This is a genomic window from Streptomyces asoensis, from assembly GCF_016860545.1.
Classification (GTDB): Bacteria; Actinomycetota; Actinomycetes; order Streptomycetales; family Streptomycetaceae; genus Streptomyces; species Streptomyces asoensis.
The window spans coordinates 1,065,224-1,079,368 of sequence record NZ_BNEB01000005.1; the positions used below are offsets into that span (position 1 = coordinate 1,065,224).

The 14,145-nt window shown below is 73.0% G+C and carries 17 protein-coding genes and 1 pseudogene; 6 read left to right on the forward strand and 12 right to left on the reverse strand.

Translation table 11 applies throughout. From position 1 onward, the window contains the following. The first annotated feature begins 117 nt into the window (after window positions 1-117). Entirely contained in the window at window positions 118-1,557 is a 1,440-nt protein-coding gene (gene gndA, locus Saso_RS27765) for an NADP-dependent phosphogluconate dehydrogenase (protein WP_189924257.1), read from the forward strand. 492 nt (window positions 1,558-2,049) lie between these two features. On the opposite strand, the gene Saso_RS27770 is transcribed toward gndA, so the two are convergent. The 7 genes and pseudogenes from Saso_RS27770 to Saso_RS27800 all read right to left on the reverse strand — a co-directional run bounded on the left by Saso_RS27770 (window position 2,050) and on the right by Saso_RS27800 (window position 7,554). Beyond that, complete coding sequence (locus Saso_RS27770) at window positions 2,050-2,397, reverse strand: GNAT family N-acetyltransferase (protein WP_189924255.1); 348 nt, start codon at window positions 2,395-2,397, stop codon at window positions 2,050-2,052. Window positions 2,398-2,429: 32 nt separating this feature from the next. Beyond that, entirely contained in the window at window positions 2,430-2,849 is a 420-nt protein-coding gene (panD, locus tag Saso_RS27775; RefSeq protein WP_020127501.1) for an aspartate 1-decarboxylase, read from the reverse strand. Between the two features lie 276 nt (window positions 2,850-3,125). After that, on the reverse strand, window positions 3,126-4,094 hold the full coding sequence (locus Saso_RS27780; RefSeq protein ID WP_229901372.1) for a slipin family protein: 969 nt from the start codon (window positions 4,092-4,094) through the stop codon (window positions 3,126-3,128). A gap of 286 nt (window positions 4,095-4,380) precedes the next feature. Further along, window positions 4,381-4,816, reverse strand: a pseudogene (locus Saso_RS39140) (DUF5994 family protein). Window positions 4,817-5,377: 561 nt separating this feature from the next. Next, window positions 5,378-5,674, reverse strand: a complete 297-nt coding sequence (locus Saso_RS27790; RefSeq protein WP_229901371.1) for a hypothetical protein — start codon at window positions 5,672-5,674, stop codon at window positions 5,378-5,380. A gap of 236 nt (window positions 5,675-5,910) precedes the next feature. Beyond that, the gene (locus Saso_RS27795; RefSeq protein ID WP_189924253.1) at window positions 5,911-6,885 is read right to left on the reverse strand and encodes a magnesium transporter CorA family protein; all 975 of its coding nucleotides are present in this window, start codon (window positions 6,883-6,885) and stop codon (window positions 5,911-5,913) included. 138 nt (window positions 6,886-7,023) lie between these two features. Continuing rightward, a complete protein-coding gene (locus Saso_RS27800; protein WP_189924252.1) occupies window positions 7,024-7,554 on the reverse strand; it encodes a DUF5994 family protein in 531 nt (176 codons plus the stop codon). 234 nt (window positions 7,555-7,788) lie between these two features. Between Saso_RS27800 and Saso_RS27805 the strand changes: the two genes are divergently transcribed. Continuing rightward, entirely contained in the window at window positions 7,789-8,349 is a 561-nt protein-coding gene (locus Saso_RS27805) for a DUF5994 family protein (protein ID WP_189924250.1), read from the forward strand. Window positions 8,350-8,353: 4 nt separating this feature from the next. Further along, on the forward strand, window positions 8,354-8,578 hold the full coding sequence (locus Saso_RS27810) for a hypothetical protein (protein ID WP_189924248.1): 225 nt from the start codon (window positions 8,354-8,356) through the stop codon (window positions 8,576-8,578). A gap of 60 nt (window positions 8,579-8,638) precedes the next feature. Here the strand turns inward: Saso_RS27810 and Saso_RS27815 are convergent, their stop codons facing one another. Beyond that, complete coding sequence (locus Saso_RS27815) at window positions 8,639-9,226, reverse strand: rhodanese-like domain-containing protein (protein ID WP_189924246.1); 588 nt, start codon at window positions 9,224-9,226, stop codon at window positions 8,639-8,641. A gap of 83 nt (window positions 9,227-9,309) precedes the next feature. On the opposite strand from Saso_RS27815, the gene Saso_RS27820 reads away from it, so the two are divergent. Continuing rightward, window positions 9,310-9,597 carry a metal-sensitive transcriptional regulator gene (locus tag Saso_RS27820; RefSeq protein WP_189924244.1) on the forward strand — a complete coding sequence of 96 codons (288 nt, stop codon included), beginning with the start codon at window positions 9,310-9,312 and terminating at the stop codon, window positions 9,595-9,597. A gap of 30 nt (window positions 9,598-9,627) precedes the next feature. Here the strand turns inward: Saso_RS27820 and Saso_RS27825 are convergent, their stop codons facing one another. The 3 genes from Saso_RS27825 to Saso_RS27835 form a co-directional block, all read right to left on the reverse strand. After that, window positions 9,628-10,374 (reverse strand): sulfite exporter TauE/SafE family protein, encoded by a 747-nt coding sequence (locus tag Saso_RS27825; RefSeq protein WP_189924242.1) that lies wholly within the window; start codon window positions 10,372-10,374, stop codon window positions 9,628-9,630. Further along, entirely contained in the window at window positions 10,371-10,757 is a 387-nt protein-coding gene (locus Saso_RS27830) for a rhodanese-like domain-containing protein (protein ID WP_189924240.1), read from the reverse strand. Before Saso_RS27830 ends, Saso_RS27825 begins: the two co-directional genes overlap by 4 nt. A gap of 67 nt (window positions 10,758-10,824) precedes the next feature. Next, window positions 10,825-12,189, reverse strand: a complete 1,365-nt coding sequence (locus Saso_RS27835) for an MBL fold metallo-hydrolase (protein WP_189924238.1) — start codon at window positions 12,187-12,189, stop codon at window positions 10,825-10,827. Between the two features lie 305 nt (window positions 12,190-12,494). On the opposite strand from Saso_RS27835, the gene Saso_RS27840 reads away from it, so the two are divergent. Continuing rightward, entirely contained in the window at window positions 12,495-13,286 is a 792-nt protein-coding gene (locus Saso_RS27840; protein WP_189924236.1) for a GNAT family N-acetyltransferase, read from the forward strand. Continuing rightward, window positions 13,283-13,507: a translation initiation factor IF-1 gene (infA, locus tag Saso_RS27845; RefSeq protein WP_189924234.1), complete on the forward strand. Its 225-nt coding sequence runs from the start codon at window positions 13,283-13,285 to the stop codon at window positions 13,505-13,507. The genes Saso_RS27840 and infA overlap by 4 nt, the downstream gene beginning before the upstream one ends. A gap of 129 nt (window positions 13,508-13,636) precedes the next feature. On the opposite strand, the gene Saso_RS27850 is transcribed toward infA, so the two are convergent. Beyond that, window positions 13,637-14,134: a hypothetical protein gene (locus Saso_RS27850; protein WP_189924232.1), complete on the reverse strand. Its 498-nt coding sequence runs from the start codon at window positions 14,132-14,134 to the stop codon at window positions 13,637-13,639. Window positions 14,135-14,145: the final 11 nt, after the last annotated feature.

Below are 14,145 nucleotides of genomic sequence, written 5' to 3' on the forward strand. Positions count from 1 at the left end.
CTCCGACGCGCGGTGGCCGCGGGACGCCCCGCGCGGGATTCCGGGCACCGACCCGTCAAGATGGTCCGCAGGACGATACTGACCGGATGCACGGGCACACCTGAAGGAGCCAACCGTATGAGCACCTCAGCTCAGATCGGCGTCACGGGACTCGCGGTCATGGGCCGCAATCTCGCCCGCAACTTCGCACGCAACGGCTACACGGTCGCGTTGCACAACCGCACGGCGGCGCGGACGCACGCGCTGGTGGAGGAATTCGGCCACGAGGGCGAGTTCGTCGCCACCGAGACCGCCAAGGAGTTCGTCGCGGCGCTGGAGCGGCCACGCCGCCTGGTGATCATGGTGAAGGCCGGTGAGCCGACCGACGCGGTGATCCGCGAGTTCGCTCCGCTGCTCGAACCCGGCGACATGATCATCGACGGGGGCAACGCGCACTTCGCCGACACCCGCCGGCGTGAGCGCGAGCTGCGCGAGCAGGGCCTGCACTTCGTCGGCACGGGCATCTCCGGCGGCGAGGAGGGCGCGCTGCACGGCCCCAGCATCATGCCGGGCGGCTCGCCGGAGTCGTACGAGTCGCTGGGCCCGATGCTGGAGAAGATCTCGGCGAAGGCGGCCGACGGAAGCCCCTGCGTCACCCACATCGGCCCGGACGGCGCGGGCCACTTCGTGAAGATGGTCCACAACGGCATCGAGTACGCCGACATGCAACTCATCGGCGAGGCATACCAGTTGCTGCGCTACGTCGCCGGGTACGGACCCGCGCGGATCGCGGAGATCTTCCGCACCTGGAACACCGGACGGCTGGACTCCTACCTGATCGAGATCACCGCCGAGGTGCTGTCCCACGTGGACGCGGCCACCGGCAGGCCCTTCGTGGACGTGGTCGTCGACCAGGCGGAGCAGAAGGGCACCGGTCGCTGGACCGTGCAGATCGCGCTCGACCTGGGCGTCCCGGTGTCGGGGATCGCGGAGGCCGTGTTCGCCCGGTCGCTGTCGGGCCACGCGGCGCTGCGCGAGGCCTCGCGCGACCTGGCGGGACCGAAGGCGGCCGCCCTGGGCGAGGCGGAGGCGCAGGCCTTCGCGGACCGGGTGGAACAGGCGCTGTACGCCTCGAAGATCGTGTCGTACACGCAGGGCTTCCACGAGATCGCCGCGGGCAGCGAGGAGTACGGCTGGGACATCGACCTCGGCGCGGTCTCCGCGATCTGGCGCGGCGGCTGCATCATCCGGGCGGCCTTCCTGGACCGGATCCGCGCCGCGTACGACAACCGGGCGGATCTGCCGAGCCTGCTGTCCGACGCCACCTTCGCCTCGGAGATCGCAGCGGCGCAGGACCCGTGGCGCGAGGTGCTGGTGGCCGCGACCCTCCAGGGTGTCCCGACACCCGGTTTCGCGGCGGCCCTCGCGTACTACGACGCCCTGCGCGCGGAGCGCCTGCCGGCGGCCCTCACCCAGGGCCAGCGGGACTTCTTCGGCGCGCACACCTACCGCAGGGTGGACCGGGAGGGCGCGTTCCACACGCTGTGGGGCGGGGACCGCTCCGAAGTGGACGCGTAGAGCGCGCAGGCCCGCGGCGGGCACACGTGAGCGGCGGCGGGCGGTGTCGACACCGCCCGCCGCCGCGCGTCCGGGCCGTGTGGTGCCCGGTCAGCTCAGAGGCGGGCCGGGCTCCGGTGAGGGGACCGGCTCCGGTCCCGGCGGGACCGGGGACGGTGACGGATCCGGGGCCGGTACGGGCTGCGGGGGCGTCGGGCCGGGACCGGGCGGCGGAGGGCCGGGCGGCTGCGGCTCGGGCATGGGCACCGGGCTGGGGAACGGGTCCGGCGGGACCGGATCCGGGCCGGGCGTGGGCCCGGGCGGGACGGGGTCGGGATACGGGTCGGTCATCGTGTCCTCCGGCCGCTTGGGGGCTTGACTCTGCACTGATCCCCCGCGTACCCGTGGCCGCCCCGCGCACTCACCCGGACGGCCCGGCCTCCGCCTCCGATGCGCCTGCGCCTGCGCCTGCGCCTGCGGAGCGGTCGGGGCGGTCCGGGTGCGCTCGGGGCCTCAGAAGCGGCCGGGGTGGGCCCGCAGCCAGTCCTTCGCGGCGCGGAGCAGCGCCGGGTCCGCGGCCGGGGCCTCGTCGGGGTGCCGCTCGGCCCACTTGACGACGTACGGGCAGAGCGGGGCCACCGGGACGCCCTCGCGCGCGGAGATCGTGTACAGCTCCCGCGCCAGCGAGCCGGCGATGCCCTTGCCCTCGTGCTCGGGCTCCACGATCGTGTGCACCGGGACCAGGGCGGCCGCCGGCGACTCCAGGACGAAGTACTCGATGCGGCCCACGACCTCGCCGCCGTCACCGAGGGCTTCGAGGCGGCCCGCCGCCCGGTCGTCGCGGATCTCGATGTCGCTCATGGGCACTCCCGGTGCTGCGAGGGCTGCTGCGGTCAGACCGACACGGCCTGCGGGCTGCGCTCCTGGTCGGAGCCCGGCACCGGCTCCGAGGGGTCCGCCCCCAGGGCGACGATCCGGTTGTCGCGGTCCACGTGCACGACCCGCGGCTCCAGGGCCCTCGCCTCCGCGTCGGTCACCTGAGCGTAACTGATGATGATCACCAGATCACCGGGGTGCACGAGGTGGGCGGCGGCACCGTTGATCCCGACCACCCCCGAGCCGCGCTCGCCCTCGATGACGTACGTCTCCAGCCGCGCGCCGTTGGTGATGTCGACGATGTGGACGAGCTCGCCGGGCAGCAGATCGGCGGCGTCCAGCAGATCGGCGTCGATGGTCACCGACCCCACGTAGTGCAGGTCGGCCTGTGTGACGGTGGCACGGTGGATCTTGGACTTGAACATGGTGCGCAGCATGTCGGACTCCTAGAGGGCGGCTCCCTGCCTGCTCTGTGCAGGTCAAGGGCGGTCCACACTGTACATGGGCACACCTTCCGCTCGAAGGCCCTGCGGTACATCGTGCGCCGTGACAGCAGGCTTCTCACATGGCCGTCGGTCCGCCGTCGCACCTCCGGCACCGCGTCCGGCGACAGGCCGGCCCGGACCGCCGCGGCCCGGTGACAGCGTGTCACCGGGACCGCGGCGACGGCACTCCGCACCGGGACGCGCACGTCGCCTCGTGCGGCGGAACGGTCAACCGCTCAAGGCCTCGTCGGCGTCCCGCCGCGTCGGCCAGTTCTCCCGCCGCTCCCGAGCCACCTCGGCACGGCTGACGATCCGCTCCCCGGACAGGGAGACCGACGGCGGCGGGGTGGCCGGCTCGGGGATCGCAGCGCCGGTGGACAGTGCGGGGCGCCCGGCGGTCCGGTGCACCCGCCGTCCGGCGGACTCGTCGCCGCTCTCTTTGCTCTGGTGCTCGAAGAAGCGGAGCATCTCCACGGGAAACGGCATCACGAGGGTGCTGTTCTTCTCGGCGGAGACGTCCACCACGGTCTGCAGCAGCCGCAGTTGGAGTGCACCGGGGGTGTCGGCCATCGTCGCGGCGGCGTCGGTCAGCCGCTGGGACGCCTGGAACTCTCCGTCGGCCGCGATGACCCGCGCACGACGTTCCCGCTCGGCTTCGGCCTGCTTGGACATGGAGCGCATCATGGACTCGGGAAGGGCGATGTCCTTGATCTCGACGCGTTCGATGCGCAGCCCCCAGGGCTCCTCGGTGGGGGCGTCCATCACCTTCTTGAGTTCCGCGTTGATGTGGTCGCGGTCGGAGAGCAGGGTGTCCAGGTCGGCCCTTCCGATGACCGAGCGGAGTGACGTCTGGGCGATCTGGGACACGGCGGCGGGATAGTTGCGCACGTTCACCAGGGCCTTGACCGGGTCGATGACCTTGAAGTAGACGACCGCGTCGACGGTGAGCGTCACATTGTCGGCGGTGATGGACCCCTGTGGCGGGATGCCGAGGACCTCGGTCTGGACGGAGACCTTCCGCATCCGGTCCCCGATCGGCCGGATGACCCGCAGGCCCGGCCCGCGGATGTCCGGCAGCAGCCTTCCGAAACGGAACACCACGCCCTTCTCGTACTGCTGGACGTTGCGCACGCTCAGGGCGAGCAGGACCAGCCCGGCCACGGCGCACACCGCCAGCACGGTGATCAGAACACTCATGGTTCTCACATTCCTTACGTCGACGACGGTCCCGGACCGGGCGGTCGGGGAAGTACACGGCGCGGGAGGACCCCGGCCTGTCGTCCGCGGTGCGGCCGGGTCTCGGGCTGCTGCCGCGGCTCTGGTGGAGCGGCCCGGCACGGCCGGGAGGACTGTGCGGTACGGCGGTCCGGGCACCGCCGACCGTGGCCCCGACGGCCGCTGGAGCGCGCACGATCCCCACCTGGCCGTCGTCGGAGCGGAAGGGCCCGGCACGGACCGGGGGATTCCACTGCGACGGCCGGCGTCAACGGACTGCGGCTCCCCGGCCCACGCCGTCCTGCACAACGGTGACCATGTTCTGCATGAGCCGCCCGACCTCCGCGTCCGTGGCGGCGGGCGGCACCACCAGCAGGTCCCACCAGCCGCGGCCGGGCGCCAGCAGGCACACGGTGGTCGGGAAGCGCTGGGTGGTCGTCCGGCGCAGGCGTACGACCTGGTTGGCGATGAGAAGTCGGCCCGGGAACGGCGACCATGCGGGCGTCCACGAGGGCACTGGTGATCTGTCCCCAGGCGTGCGGCAGACCGGCCAGCAGCTGGGGCAGTTCTGACGCCAGATCGGGCGAGTGGGGCCACCAGGCGCCGTCGATACGCAGGGCCGTGCGCCCCCGTGCCGGCTGGGACACCAGGCGCAGGCGAAGGACGGACGACGAGGTGAGCAGGGGTGGTGGGGCGAGCGTCATCGGAACTCCTGAAGGGGATGCGGTCGTTCGGGTTCACACACGGCCGGGCGGCGGGGTGCAGGATGTGCCGGCTCTCGTCGAACGGAAGCGGGAGCTGCGGGCAGAGGCCGGTGGCGCGGTGGTGACGACGGGTGCGGAACGGGCGGTGTCCGATCGGACGGCAAGGGGAGTCCGCGCTCCACGTGGCGTGCGGGAGCAGGGCCATACGGACAGGTCCCGCCCGCGACGGACCGGGACGCCGAGGCCAGTGACGGTGCGGGAGCACCGCGGCGAACGGAACATCGCCGGGACGGATCAGGCGCCCTCGCAGCAGCCGAGCGGCCGGACCGAGGGCCGCCCTGCCGTCGTGCTCCGTGGACGGCGGGACGGCTGACGGGGGACGGGGTATCCGGCGAGACATGCGCGGTCCTGACCTCGGTGACGGCAGTGCGGCCGGGGTCTAGGGCTGCGCTTCTTCGATGTGGGTGTGCAGGGGCATCGCCGAGAGCGGATGCGCGTCGCACGGACGGTGGCTACGGGAGCCGGTCGGGTCGGTGGGGGCGTGGAGCGGGGGTGGGGCCGTCAGGCGGTCTCGCCCGGGTGGGTGCGATCGGCGGCCGGTCTGCTCGACTTGAGCCAGGAGGCGAGTGGACCGGCGGCACGCGATGCGTCCACGGTGAGGTGCAGCCGCGTCCCGGTTCCCGAGGCGCTGGGATAGCTGCGCTGTTCATCGGCGGCGAATAGCAGCCGGAGGGCGTCCGCGACACGTCGGGCGGCTTCGGGGTCCGCGGAGACCAGGCGGACCTCCACCCGGTCCTGGCCGCTCGGTTCGTGCTCGGCCTCGGGACGGCGTGCGCGGTGCGGAGCTTCGGATGTCATAGGGCGGAACCTGGCCCGGACCTGAGCGGCCCACGTCGTCGTGCGACGAGGACGAGACCGGACCGGACACCGGCTTACGAGGTGCCCTCGACGTTGTCAGCCTACTCCTGCTCGGGGCTGCCGCTCCTGGGCGGGCGTGGTGACCGTGCTCGCGCGACCTGCGCGCGTGCGCGAACCGCGCGCGCCGACGGACGCGTTGGGCCGCCCCGGGCGACGAGCGCGCAGGAGGTGTGCGATCAGAGCCAGTCCCCGTGCTTGAAGGCGAAGTACAGCGTCAGGGAGGCGACGACGATGACGGCGCTGGAAACGATGAAACCCGACTGGTGAGCGAAGCCGGGGTAGGGAAGGTTCTGCCCGTAGAAGCCGGTGATCGCCGTGGGCACGGCGATGATCGCGGCCCAGCTCGTCACCTTCTTCATGATCAGGTTCATCCGGTTCGCCTGCACCGACAGGTTGGTCTCCATCACCGAGGCCACGAGGTCGCGCAGCGACTCCGTCCACTCGCCGGCACGCAGCACGTGGTCGTACACATCCCGGTAGTACGGCAGCAACGGCCCGTCGACGACGTCGAGGTCGGGGCGCATGAGGGCGTTGACGACCTCCCGCATGGGCAGGACCACACGGCGGAGCCGGACCAGTGATTTCCGCAGGGCGTAGGACTGGCGCTGTACGGTCTGCATCTGCCGGCCGCCTTCGGCGAAGAGCAGAGCGTCCAGTTCCTCGATACGTTCGTCGAGCCGGCGTACCGCGGCGAAGTGCCCGTCGACGACATGGTCCAGCAGGCCGTGGAGCAGAAAAGCGACACCGTGCGCGGCATGGGCCGGGGTGCGGTCCCAGCGGGCGACCAGGTCGTCGAGGGCGAACGCGGCGTCCTTGCGGACCGTGATCAGCGCCTGCGGCGTGAGGATGACCGCGAGCTCGCTCATCGTCAGCCCCGCGCTGTCCGGGTCGACGGCGACCGCGTAGACACTGAGGAAGTGATGGGTGCGGTAGGTGTCGAGTTTCGCCCGCTGCCCCTCGTGCAGAGCGTCCTCGAGAGCCAGCTCGTGCAGACCGAGTTCCTCGCCCACGGCCGTGAACTCGGCGCGGTCCGGGCGGTACAGGTCCAACCACACGGTGGTGGACGGATCCTCCAGATGCCGGGAGATGTCCCGGACCGGGAAGTCCTCCTCGGCCAGGGAGCCGTCGCGGTACAGCCGGGTACGGGCCACGTCGCGCACCCTAACGGCACCGGCGGACCCTCCGCGGACACCACGACCGGGCAGCCACTCCGACGGGCGCACCGCCTCGACCGCCTCGAAGGCACCGCCCGGCGCGTACGGCCCCGAGGGCGCCCGGAGCTCCCGACGTCATTCCTCGGGCTCGTGGCGTTCCTCACCGCTCGCAGGGCCATCCTCGGGGACCGTGTATGCCCGACGCGTGCCGGTGTCGATGAGGATCTGTGCGGCATCGGTGACGTTGCCGGCCCGGACAGCCCTGGCCATCGCGGCGCGGGCGGCCTCGGCCGTCGCGTGCGGCGGTACCACGAGAAGGGAGAAGTGGTCCTGGTCGCCGCGAGTGATCAGGACGGTGTCGTCACCCACCGGAAAGGAGTCGACCCGGACGACCTGGTCGCCGACCACCAGGCGCGGGGGAAGAGCGTCCCAGGCGGTGGCGTCCAGACCGACGCGTGCGACGGGGCCGAGGTGCACGGTCAGCGCCTCGACGAGGTCGGGCAGCTCGGCACCGATGTCGCGGGAACGCGGCCACCACGCACCGTCGAGATGTCCCTTCCTGGACCGTGTCGTCTCCAGCCGCAGAAGGACCGTCCCGGGTTTCGCGGCCCGGTGGATCGCGTCGGGCAGAAGACGGGGAGCGTGGGGGATGTCGGATTCGGTCATGGTGTGTCCGCCCGTCTGCGGGAACGGTACCGCCGCCGAACGCGGGACCTCGTTCTCTCACCGTAAGCCGTGCCCCGCGGCAGCACGCCTGCTCACGCGGAGGTCCCGGGACCTGCGCAGCGGCGTACAGTGAGAGTACCGGGAGTACTTCGCACGCCGGCCGCCAAGTCGGTGCCGTTCCCGGCGAGCGACAACACCGGCCTCCGAGAGGAGGCCCGGGGACAGGTCCGCGTCATGACCGCGACCATCGAACCCACGATCACCAAAGAGCGCCTGCCTTCGGCGTCGGCCCGGCTGTCCCTGACCCCGGCCGGTTCGGTTCCAGGTCTCCTGGACGGCGCATGGTGGCCCCGCTCCCGTGATCTCCTCCGCGAGATCCCCGCTCTGACCGACGCACTGGACGCGTGCTGGGGCCGCATCACGCACGTCACCGTGAACCCGACCCACTGGCCCGTCATCCCCCGCAAGGTCCCCGTCACGGGCCACACGGTGCATGTCGGCTGGTTCGCCGCCGAGCAGGACCCGAACAAGGTGATCCTCCTCTCCTACTCGGTGGGCCGCCTGGACCTGCTGGTGATCCCTCCGGAGACGGACCCGGCCGCCGCCGCCCGGCTGGCGGCAGCGGCGACCTCTCCGGGAGGTGTCCGCACCGCCGGCGCTCTGATCGCCGACGAGGCCGCCATCCACAACGCGGCACAGACGCAGAGCCGGGAAGAGGAATGGGAGACCGACGGCGGAGCCGCTTCGGCCGGCGGAGCCGCGATCGCAGTCTCGCGTTCCGCCCCGAGGCGGTGAGGACATGGAGACCGTCGTCACCGTCGCCGGGATCATTCTCGTGATCATCGCCGGAATGATCCTGATCCACCGGCTCAACGCACAGCACGACGACAGGATCGGGGCGTTCCACTACAGCGACACCCTGCCGGGAATCGGTCGGCGGACCCGTAAGGGCCCACGTGCCGCCGTACCGAAGGGCCCTCCTGCCGACGCCGCACGCAATGAGGATCGGCAGGGGAGCGGCTGATGCCGCGGACCTGCTTCCAGCCGTCCGGGGGCCCCGCGCCTGTCTCCCGCCCGCGCGGGGTCAGCGGCCCCGGAGGGCGGTGAGCACGGCGTCGAGGTCGGCCGGACGCGGGCGGTTGTGCGGCAGCCTGCCGAGCAGGGCCGCCATGCCGCAGGTGCCGGTGAGGGCCGAGAAGACCAGTCCGCCCGCGATGCCCGCGGGGATCAGCAGGAGGGCCGGGTGCACGAGCAGGCCCAGGGCGAGGCCCAAGAGCACCAGCAGACCGGCCGTGAACCGGACCTGACGTTCCATGCCCCACCCGGCCCGCGCGGCGCCGGCCGCCGGCGTGTGCAGGTCCTGGCCCTCGGCGGCCCAGGCGCCGGTGCCCCCGGTCAGGGTCGCGGCGGCGATGCCGTGCCCGGCCAGGAGCTCGCGGGCGGTGCCGGAGCGGGCCCCGGAGGCGCACACGACGAGGACGTCGCCGCGCTCGGCGGCGTGCCGTATCTCCGGCAGCGCATGACGCACGTGGTCCAGCGGGATGTTGAGGGCGCCGGGCAGGTGACCGGAGGCGTACTCGGCGGGCGTGCGCACGTCGATGACGGTCAGCTCGTGCAGCCGGGCACGGGCCTGGCGGGTGTCGAGGGCGGCGGGGGCGGGGGAATTGCGCATGGCAGGTGATCCTTGAACAGTTGTCGACGCTGTCCCGAACCGGGACGTACAGTACCCCTAGGGGTATTTTTCTAGGAGTGATCGTGGAACTGGAGCTCGAGGGCGCGGACCTGAAGTCCGTGCTGAACCGGCTGCGCCGGGCGCAGGGTCAGATCTCCGGGGTGATCCGGATGATCGAGGAGGGGCGCGACTGCGAGGACGTGGTCACGCAGCTGGCCGCCGCCTCGCGTGCGCTGGACCGGGCCGGATTCGCGATCATCGCGACGGGCTTGCAGCAGTGTGTGGCGGACATGGACTCCGGGCGCGCGAACGGTGAGGACCCGAAGGCGATGCGCGCCCGCCTGGAGAAGCTGTTCCTGTCCCTGGCCTGAGCCGCCGGGCCGTGGGGGCCATAGGGGCCGTCATCGCAGCGCGTCGATCATCATGAAGGCCGCCACGGCCAGCAGCACCACGGCGAAGATCCGTTGCAGCGTCTGCCCCGAGATCTTCGCGGCCAGCCGCTTGCCGTCCCACGCGCCGAGGATCGCGGCCCCGACGAAGGGGCCGACGACCGTCCAGTCGAGCTCCTCGACCGTACCGGCCCGCATGGTCAGCGCGGCCAGGGAGTTGACGGTGATGACGAGCAGGCTGGTGCCCACCGCGTGGCGCATCCGCATGCCGAGGACCCCGACCAGCGCCGGTACGGCGAGGAAGCCGCCGCCGACGCCGAGGACTCCGGTGACCGCGCCGAGGCCGGCACCGGCCGCGGCCGCCCGCCCCGGCCGGACGGTCACCACGCCCTGTGCCGCCGGGGCCGCGCGCAGCATACGCACGGCGGCCGCTCCCGCGACCACCCCGAACGCGGCCGTGAGCGCCCCCGCCGGGAGGCGTCCGGCGAGCAGGGCGCCGGCCATCGCCGGGCCGGTCCCGGCCGCCGCGAAGAGCAGGCCGGTGCGCCACCGCGCGTGTCCGTCCCGGGCGTGCGCGACGAGGGCGGTGACCGAGGTGATGCTGACGATGACCAGGCTCGCGGTCGTCGCGCCGACGGGGGAGAAGCCGAGCAGGTAGATCAGCGCGGGGACGGCCAGGACGCTGCCACCGCCGCCCAGCGCGCCGAGCGCCAGGCCGATCGCGGCCCCGGCGGCCAGGGCGAGGACGACGGCGCTCACGCGACGGTGCCGTCCTGTCCGCGCGCGTCCACCACCGGCAGCCCGGCGGCGGACCAGTCCCGCATCCCGCCGACCACGTCGACGGCGTCGGCGCCGCGGGCGAGGAGCAGTTCGGCGGCCTGCCGCGAGCGGTTGCCGGAGCGGCAGATCACGACCAGCGGCCGTGCCTGGGCGGGTGCGGGCAGCCCCGCCCCGGCGGCCAGGGCGGACAGGGGAAGGTGCACCGCTCTAGGTGCGTGGCCCGCCTGCCACTCGTGGGGCTCGCGTACGTCCAGCAGTACGGCGTCGGCGCCGCCCCGGGTGTCGGCGTGCCCGGTGCGCCGGGCCGCCTCCCCCACGCTCACGCGCCCCGGGCCGACCCGGTCCCGTCGGAAGATGCTCATCTCGGTGTGTCGCTCCTGTTCGTGATGCGGCGCCGGGGAGGGCCGGCGCTCCGGGGTGGCGGTACCGTCACGGGGTCCGGACGGCGAGTCCCGCCCTGCCGGCCGCGTCGAAGGAGTCGTCCACGGCGACGACGCGCCGGCCGGCGGCGTCCAGCAGGGAGGCGGCGATCGCGGCGCGCATGCCGCCGGCGCAGTGCACCCAGACCTCGCCCTCGGGAACCTCGCCGAGGCGTCGGTGCAGGGTGTGGACCGGGATGTGGACCGAGCCCTCGACGAAGCCGCCGGCCCGTTCCGAGGCCCGGCGCACGTCCAGGACGACGACGCCGTCACGGAGGCGCTCCGCGAGACCGGCGAACGTCGCACGGGGGAAGGAGGCGGGCGACTCTCCCGGGCGCAGCCAGTCGGCCGGTCCCCCGGTGGCCGCCGCGGCCGGGCGGTCGATCCCCACTTGGACCAACTCCCGCTGTGCGGAAGCGAGTTGTTCGGGTGTGTCGGCGAGCAGGGTGACGGGCTTGCCCCACGGGACGAGCCAGGCCAGGTAGGTGGCGAGCTGTCCGTCGGCCTCGAAGTTGAAGGAGCCCGCCAGGTGGCCCTCGGCGAAGGCGACGCGGTGGCGCAGGTCCACGACCCACTCCCCGGCCGCCAGCCGCTCCGCCAGTTCGCCTGCGTTCGCGGTGGCGGGCGGGGTGAGGTCCACGGGAGCGGCTCCGGCGGCGTTGGCCGGGCCCATGTGGGTGTAGTAGGCGGGGACGTCGTCGAGGCCGGCCAGCAGATCGGCGACGAAGGCGTCGGCGTCGCGGGTGAGTGCCTCGTTGGACGCCTTCTCCTTGCCGATGGTCGTGTCGCCGCCGCCGGCTCTGCCCGAGGAGCAGAAGCTGCCGAAGCCGTGCGTGGGCAGCACGGCCGTCTCGTCGGGCAGTTCGGCGGCCAGCCGGTGGGCGGAGGCGTGCTGGGCGCGGGCCAGTTCCTCGGTCAGTCGCGGCTCCACCAGGTCGGGGCGGCCGACGGTGCCGATGAGCAGCGAGCCGCCGGTGAACACCGCGACGGCGGTGCCCTCCTCCTCCAGTGCGTAGGAGGTGTGGTGCGGCGTGTGTCCGGGGGTGGCGATCGCGCGCAGGGTCAGGCCGTCGGCGGGGTCGATCCCGGCGCGGTCGCCGTCGCTCACCGGGGTGTGCGCGAAGCGGACGCGGGCCGCGGCGGGCACCAGGTGGGCGGCGCCGGTGAGCCGGGCGAGTTCCGGGCCGCCGCTCACGTAGTCGTTGTGCACGTGCGTCTCGACGACGTGCGAGATCCGCACCCCGCGCCGCGCGGCCGCCGCGAGGACCCGGGCGGCGTCGCGCGGCGGGTCGACCGCGACCGCCGCGCGGGCGCCGCCCGCCAGGTAGCTGCGGTTGCCGAGTCCGGACACCTCGATCGTGTCGACGAAGAACACGCCGTACTCCTTCCAGTCGAGAATTACCCCCCGGGGTATATTTTCGACGGTACCACGGATACCCAGGGGGGTATTTTTCGCCGCTTCCGGAGGGCGCAGGCCACCGCGGGGCCGCGGAAAAAGGGTTGGGGGGCGCCGCGACGCGGTGCTACGTTCTCGGTGGACCGTGCAGTCGTCGCTTGGAGGTGAGCCCCCGTGAACACAGTTACCCGTGGGTGCTCCCCCAACCCGTCACGGTCCGGCGGCTGACGTCCGGTGTCGCCGGGAGCGCCTGAGATCCAGGCACTCCCGGAAGGGGATTTCCGATGGACACCAAGCCCTTCACCTCCGGCCCGGGCGAGAGCGCGGTGCTGGTCACGCGCGTCGCGGACAGGCAGTGGCACGCGCTGGAGGACGACCTGGTGGTCGGCCGCGGGCACGCCCAGCACCGGCCCGACGGACGTCTGTTCGTCAGCGTCGACGCCTGGCACGACACCGCCTTCGACCGGCTCGCCGCAGCCCTGGTGGCGCACCTGCCCGCACCGCTGCACACGGTGGTCGACGAAGCCGACACCGCATTGACGGCCCGCTGGCTGCGGGCCGGTTTCACGGTCCGGCGCCGCGAGGGGGAATACGCCGTCCCGACCGACCCGGAGGTCACGGGGCTCGGAGCGGTCCTGCCGCCCCCGGGTGTGACGATCGTGCCGGCCGGGCGGACCGACGAGGCTCTGCTGCGGGCCGTGGACCGGGCGATCCGTGACGAGGTCAAGGCGAGCGTCGGCTGGTGGTCGATGCCCGCGGAGGTGATTCCTCGTCCCGGGGGCGACACCCTCGTCGACCCCTCGAAGTACACGGTGGCGGCCTCGCCGGACCGTTACCTCGGCCTGATCCGGGTGGCGCCGGTGAAACGGCCGCGCATCGGCCTCGTCGCGGTGCGGGCCGGCGAGCGGCGCCGGGGCCTCGCGCGGGCCCTGCTCGCCCACGAGCTGGGGAGGCTGCACGACTGCGGGGTCGGCACGGCCTGGGTCGAGATCCAGGAGTCGAACCGGGCGGCGGCCGCGCTCTTCGAGGGCATCGGCGCGCGGCAGCAGAGCAGCAACCTGGAGCTGGTGCGATGACGAAGCACAGGAACGTCGTCGAGGTCGAGGGCAGGGTCGTCGAGTGCCTGCGCAGCGCCATGTTCACCGTGGAGCTCGAGAACGGCCACCAGGTGCTCGCGCACATCAGCGGGAAGATCCGCAAGAACTACATCAAGATCATGCTGGAGGACCGGGTGCTCGTGGAGCTGCCGCCGTACGACCTCACGCGCGGCCGGATCGTGTTCCGCTACCGCAACTGACCGCCACCGGCGCCTCCCGCACCGCCTGATCCGGGGCTCCGGTCACCACCTCCGCGTGCCCGGAGCCCCGACTCCGCCCGCGGCGGCCCTCAGGGCTCCGCGGGCGGAGTCGGCGAGGGGTCGGGCGGGTCAGACCTCGGGCAGCCCCGGGTCCTCGTCGATGGCCCGCAGCAGCCCGCGGGCCGCCTCGGCGACCTCGGGCTGCACGGAGCCGGCCAGCCCTTCGATCCTGTGCCGCCCGGCGAGGACCGCGGCCCGCGCGGCGACCTCCCACCCGGGCTGCTCCTGGAAGTTCTTCCGCCTCGGCCCGCCGGCCGCGGCCGCCGAGGAGTGCCACGTCCGCGTGCGGTAGATCTTCTCCAGCAGTTCCAGCAGTTCCGGCGTGCACGGCACCTGAGGAGCCTCGGCCAGTTCCAGGAGGAAGGGCACGGTCGGGGCCGTGGCCTCGCCCACGACGAACCCCAGGGCGCAGACGCAGTCGCCCAGGTCGTCGACGGCGAGCCGGGCGACCTCCTCTCCGCCGTACGCGATGCGGGAGAGCAACGCGGGAATGTCCCTGGCGGGGGCCTGCGCACCGCGCAGGTCCCCCCAGCGCACTCCAGGAACGCCCTTCAGCAGGCTTCCCATGACCCACACTC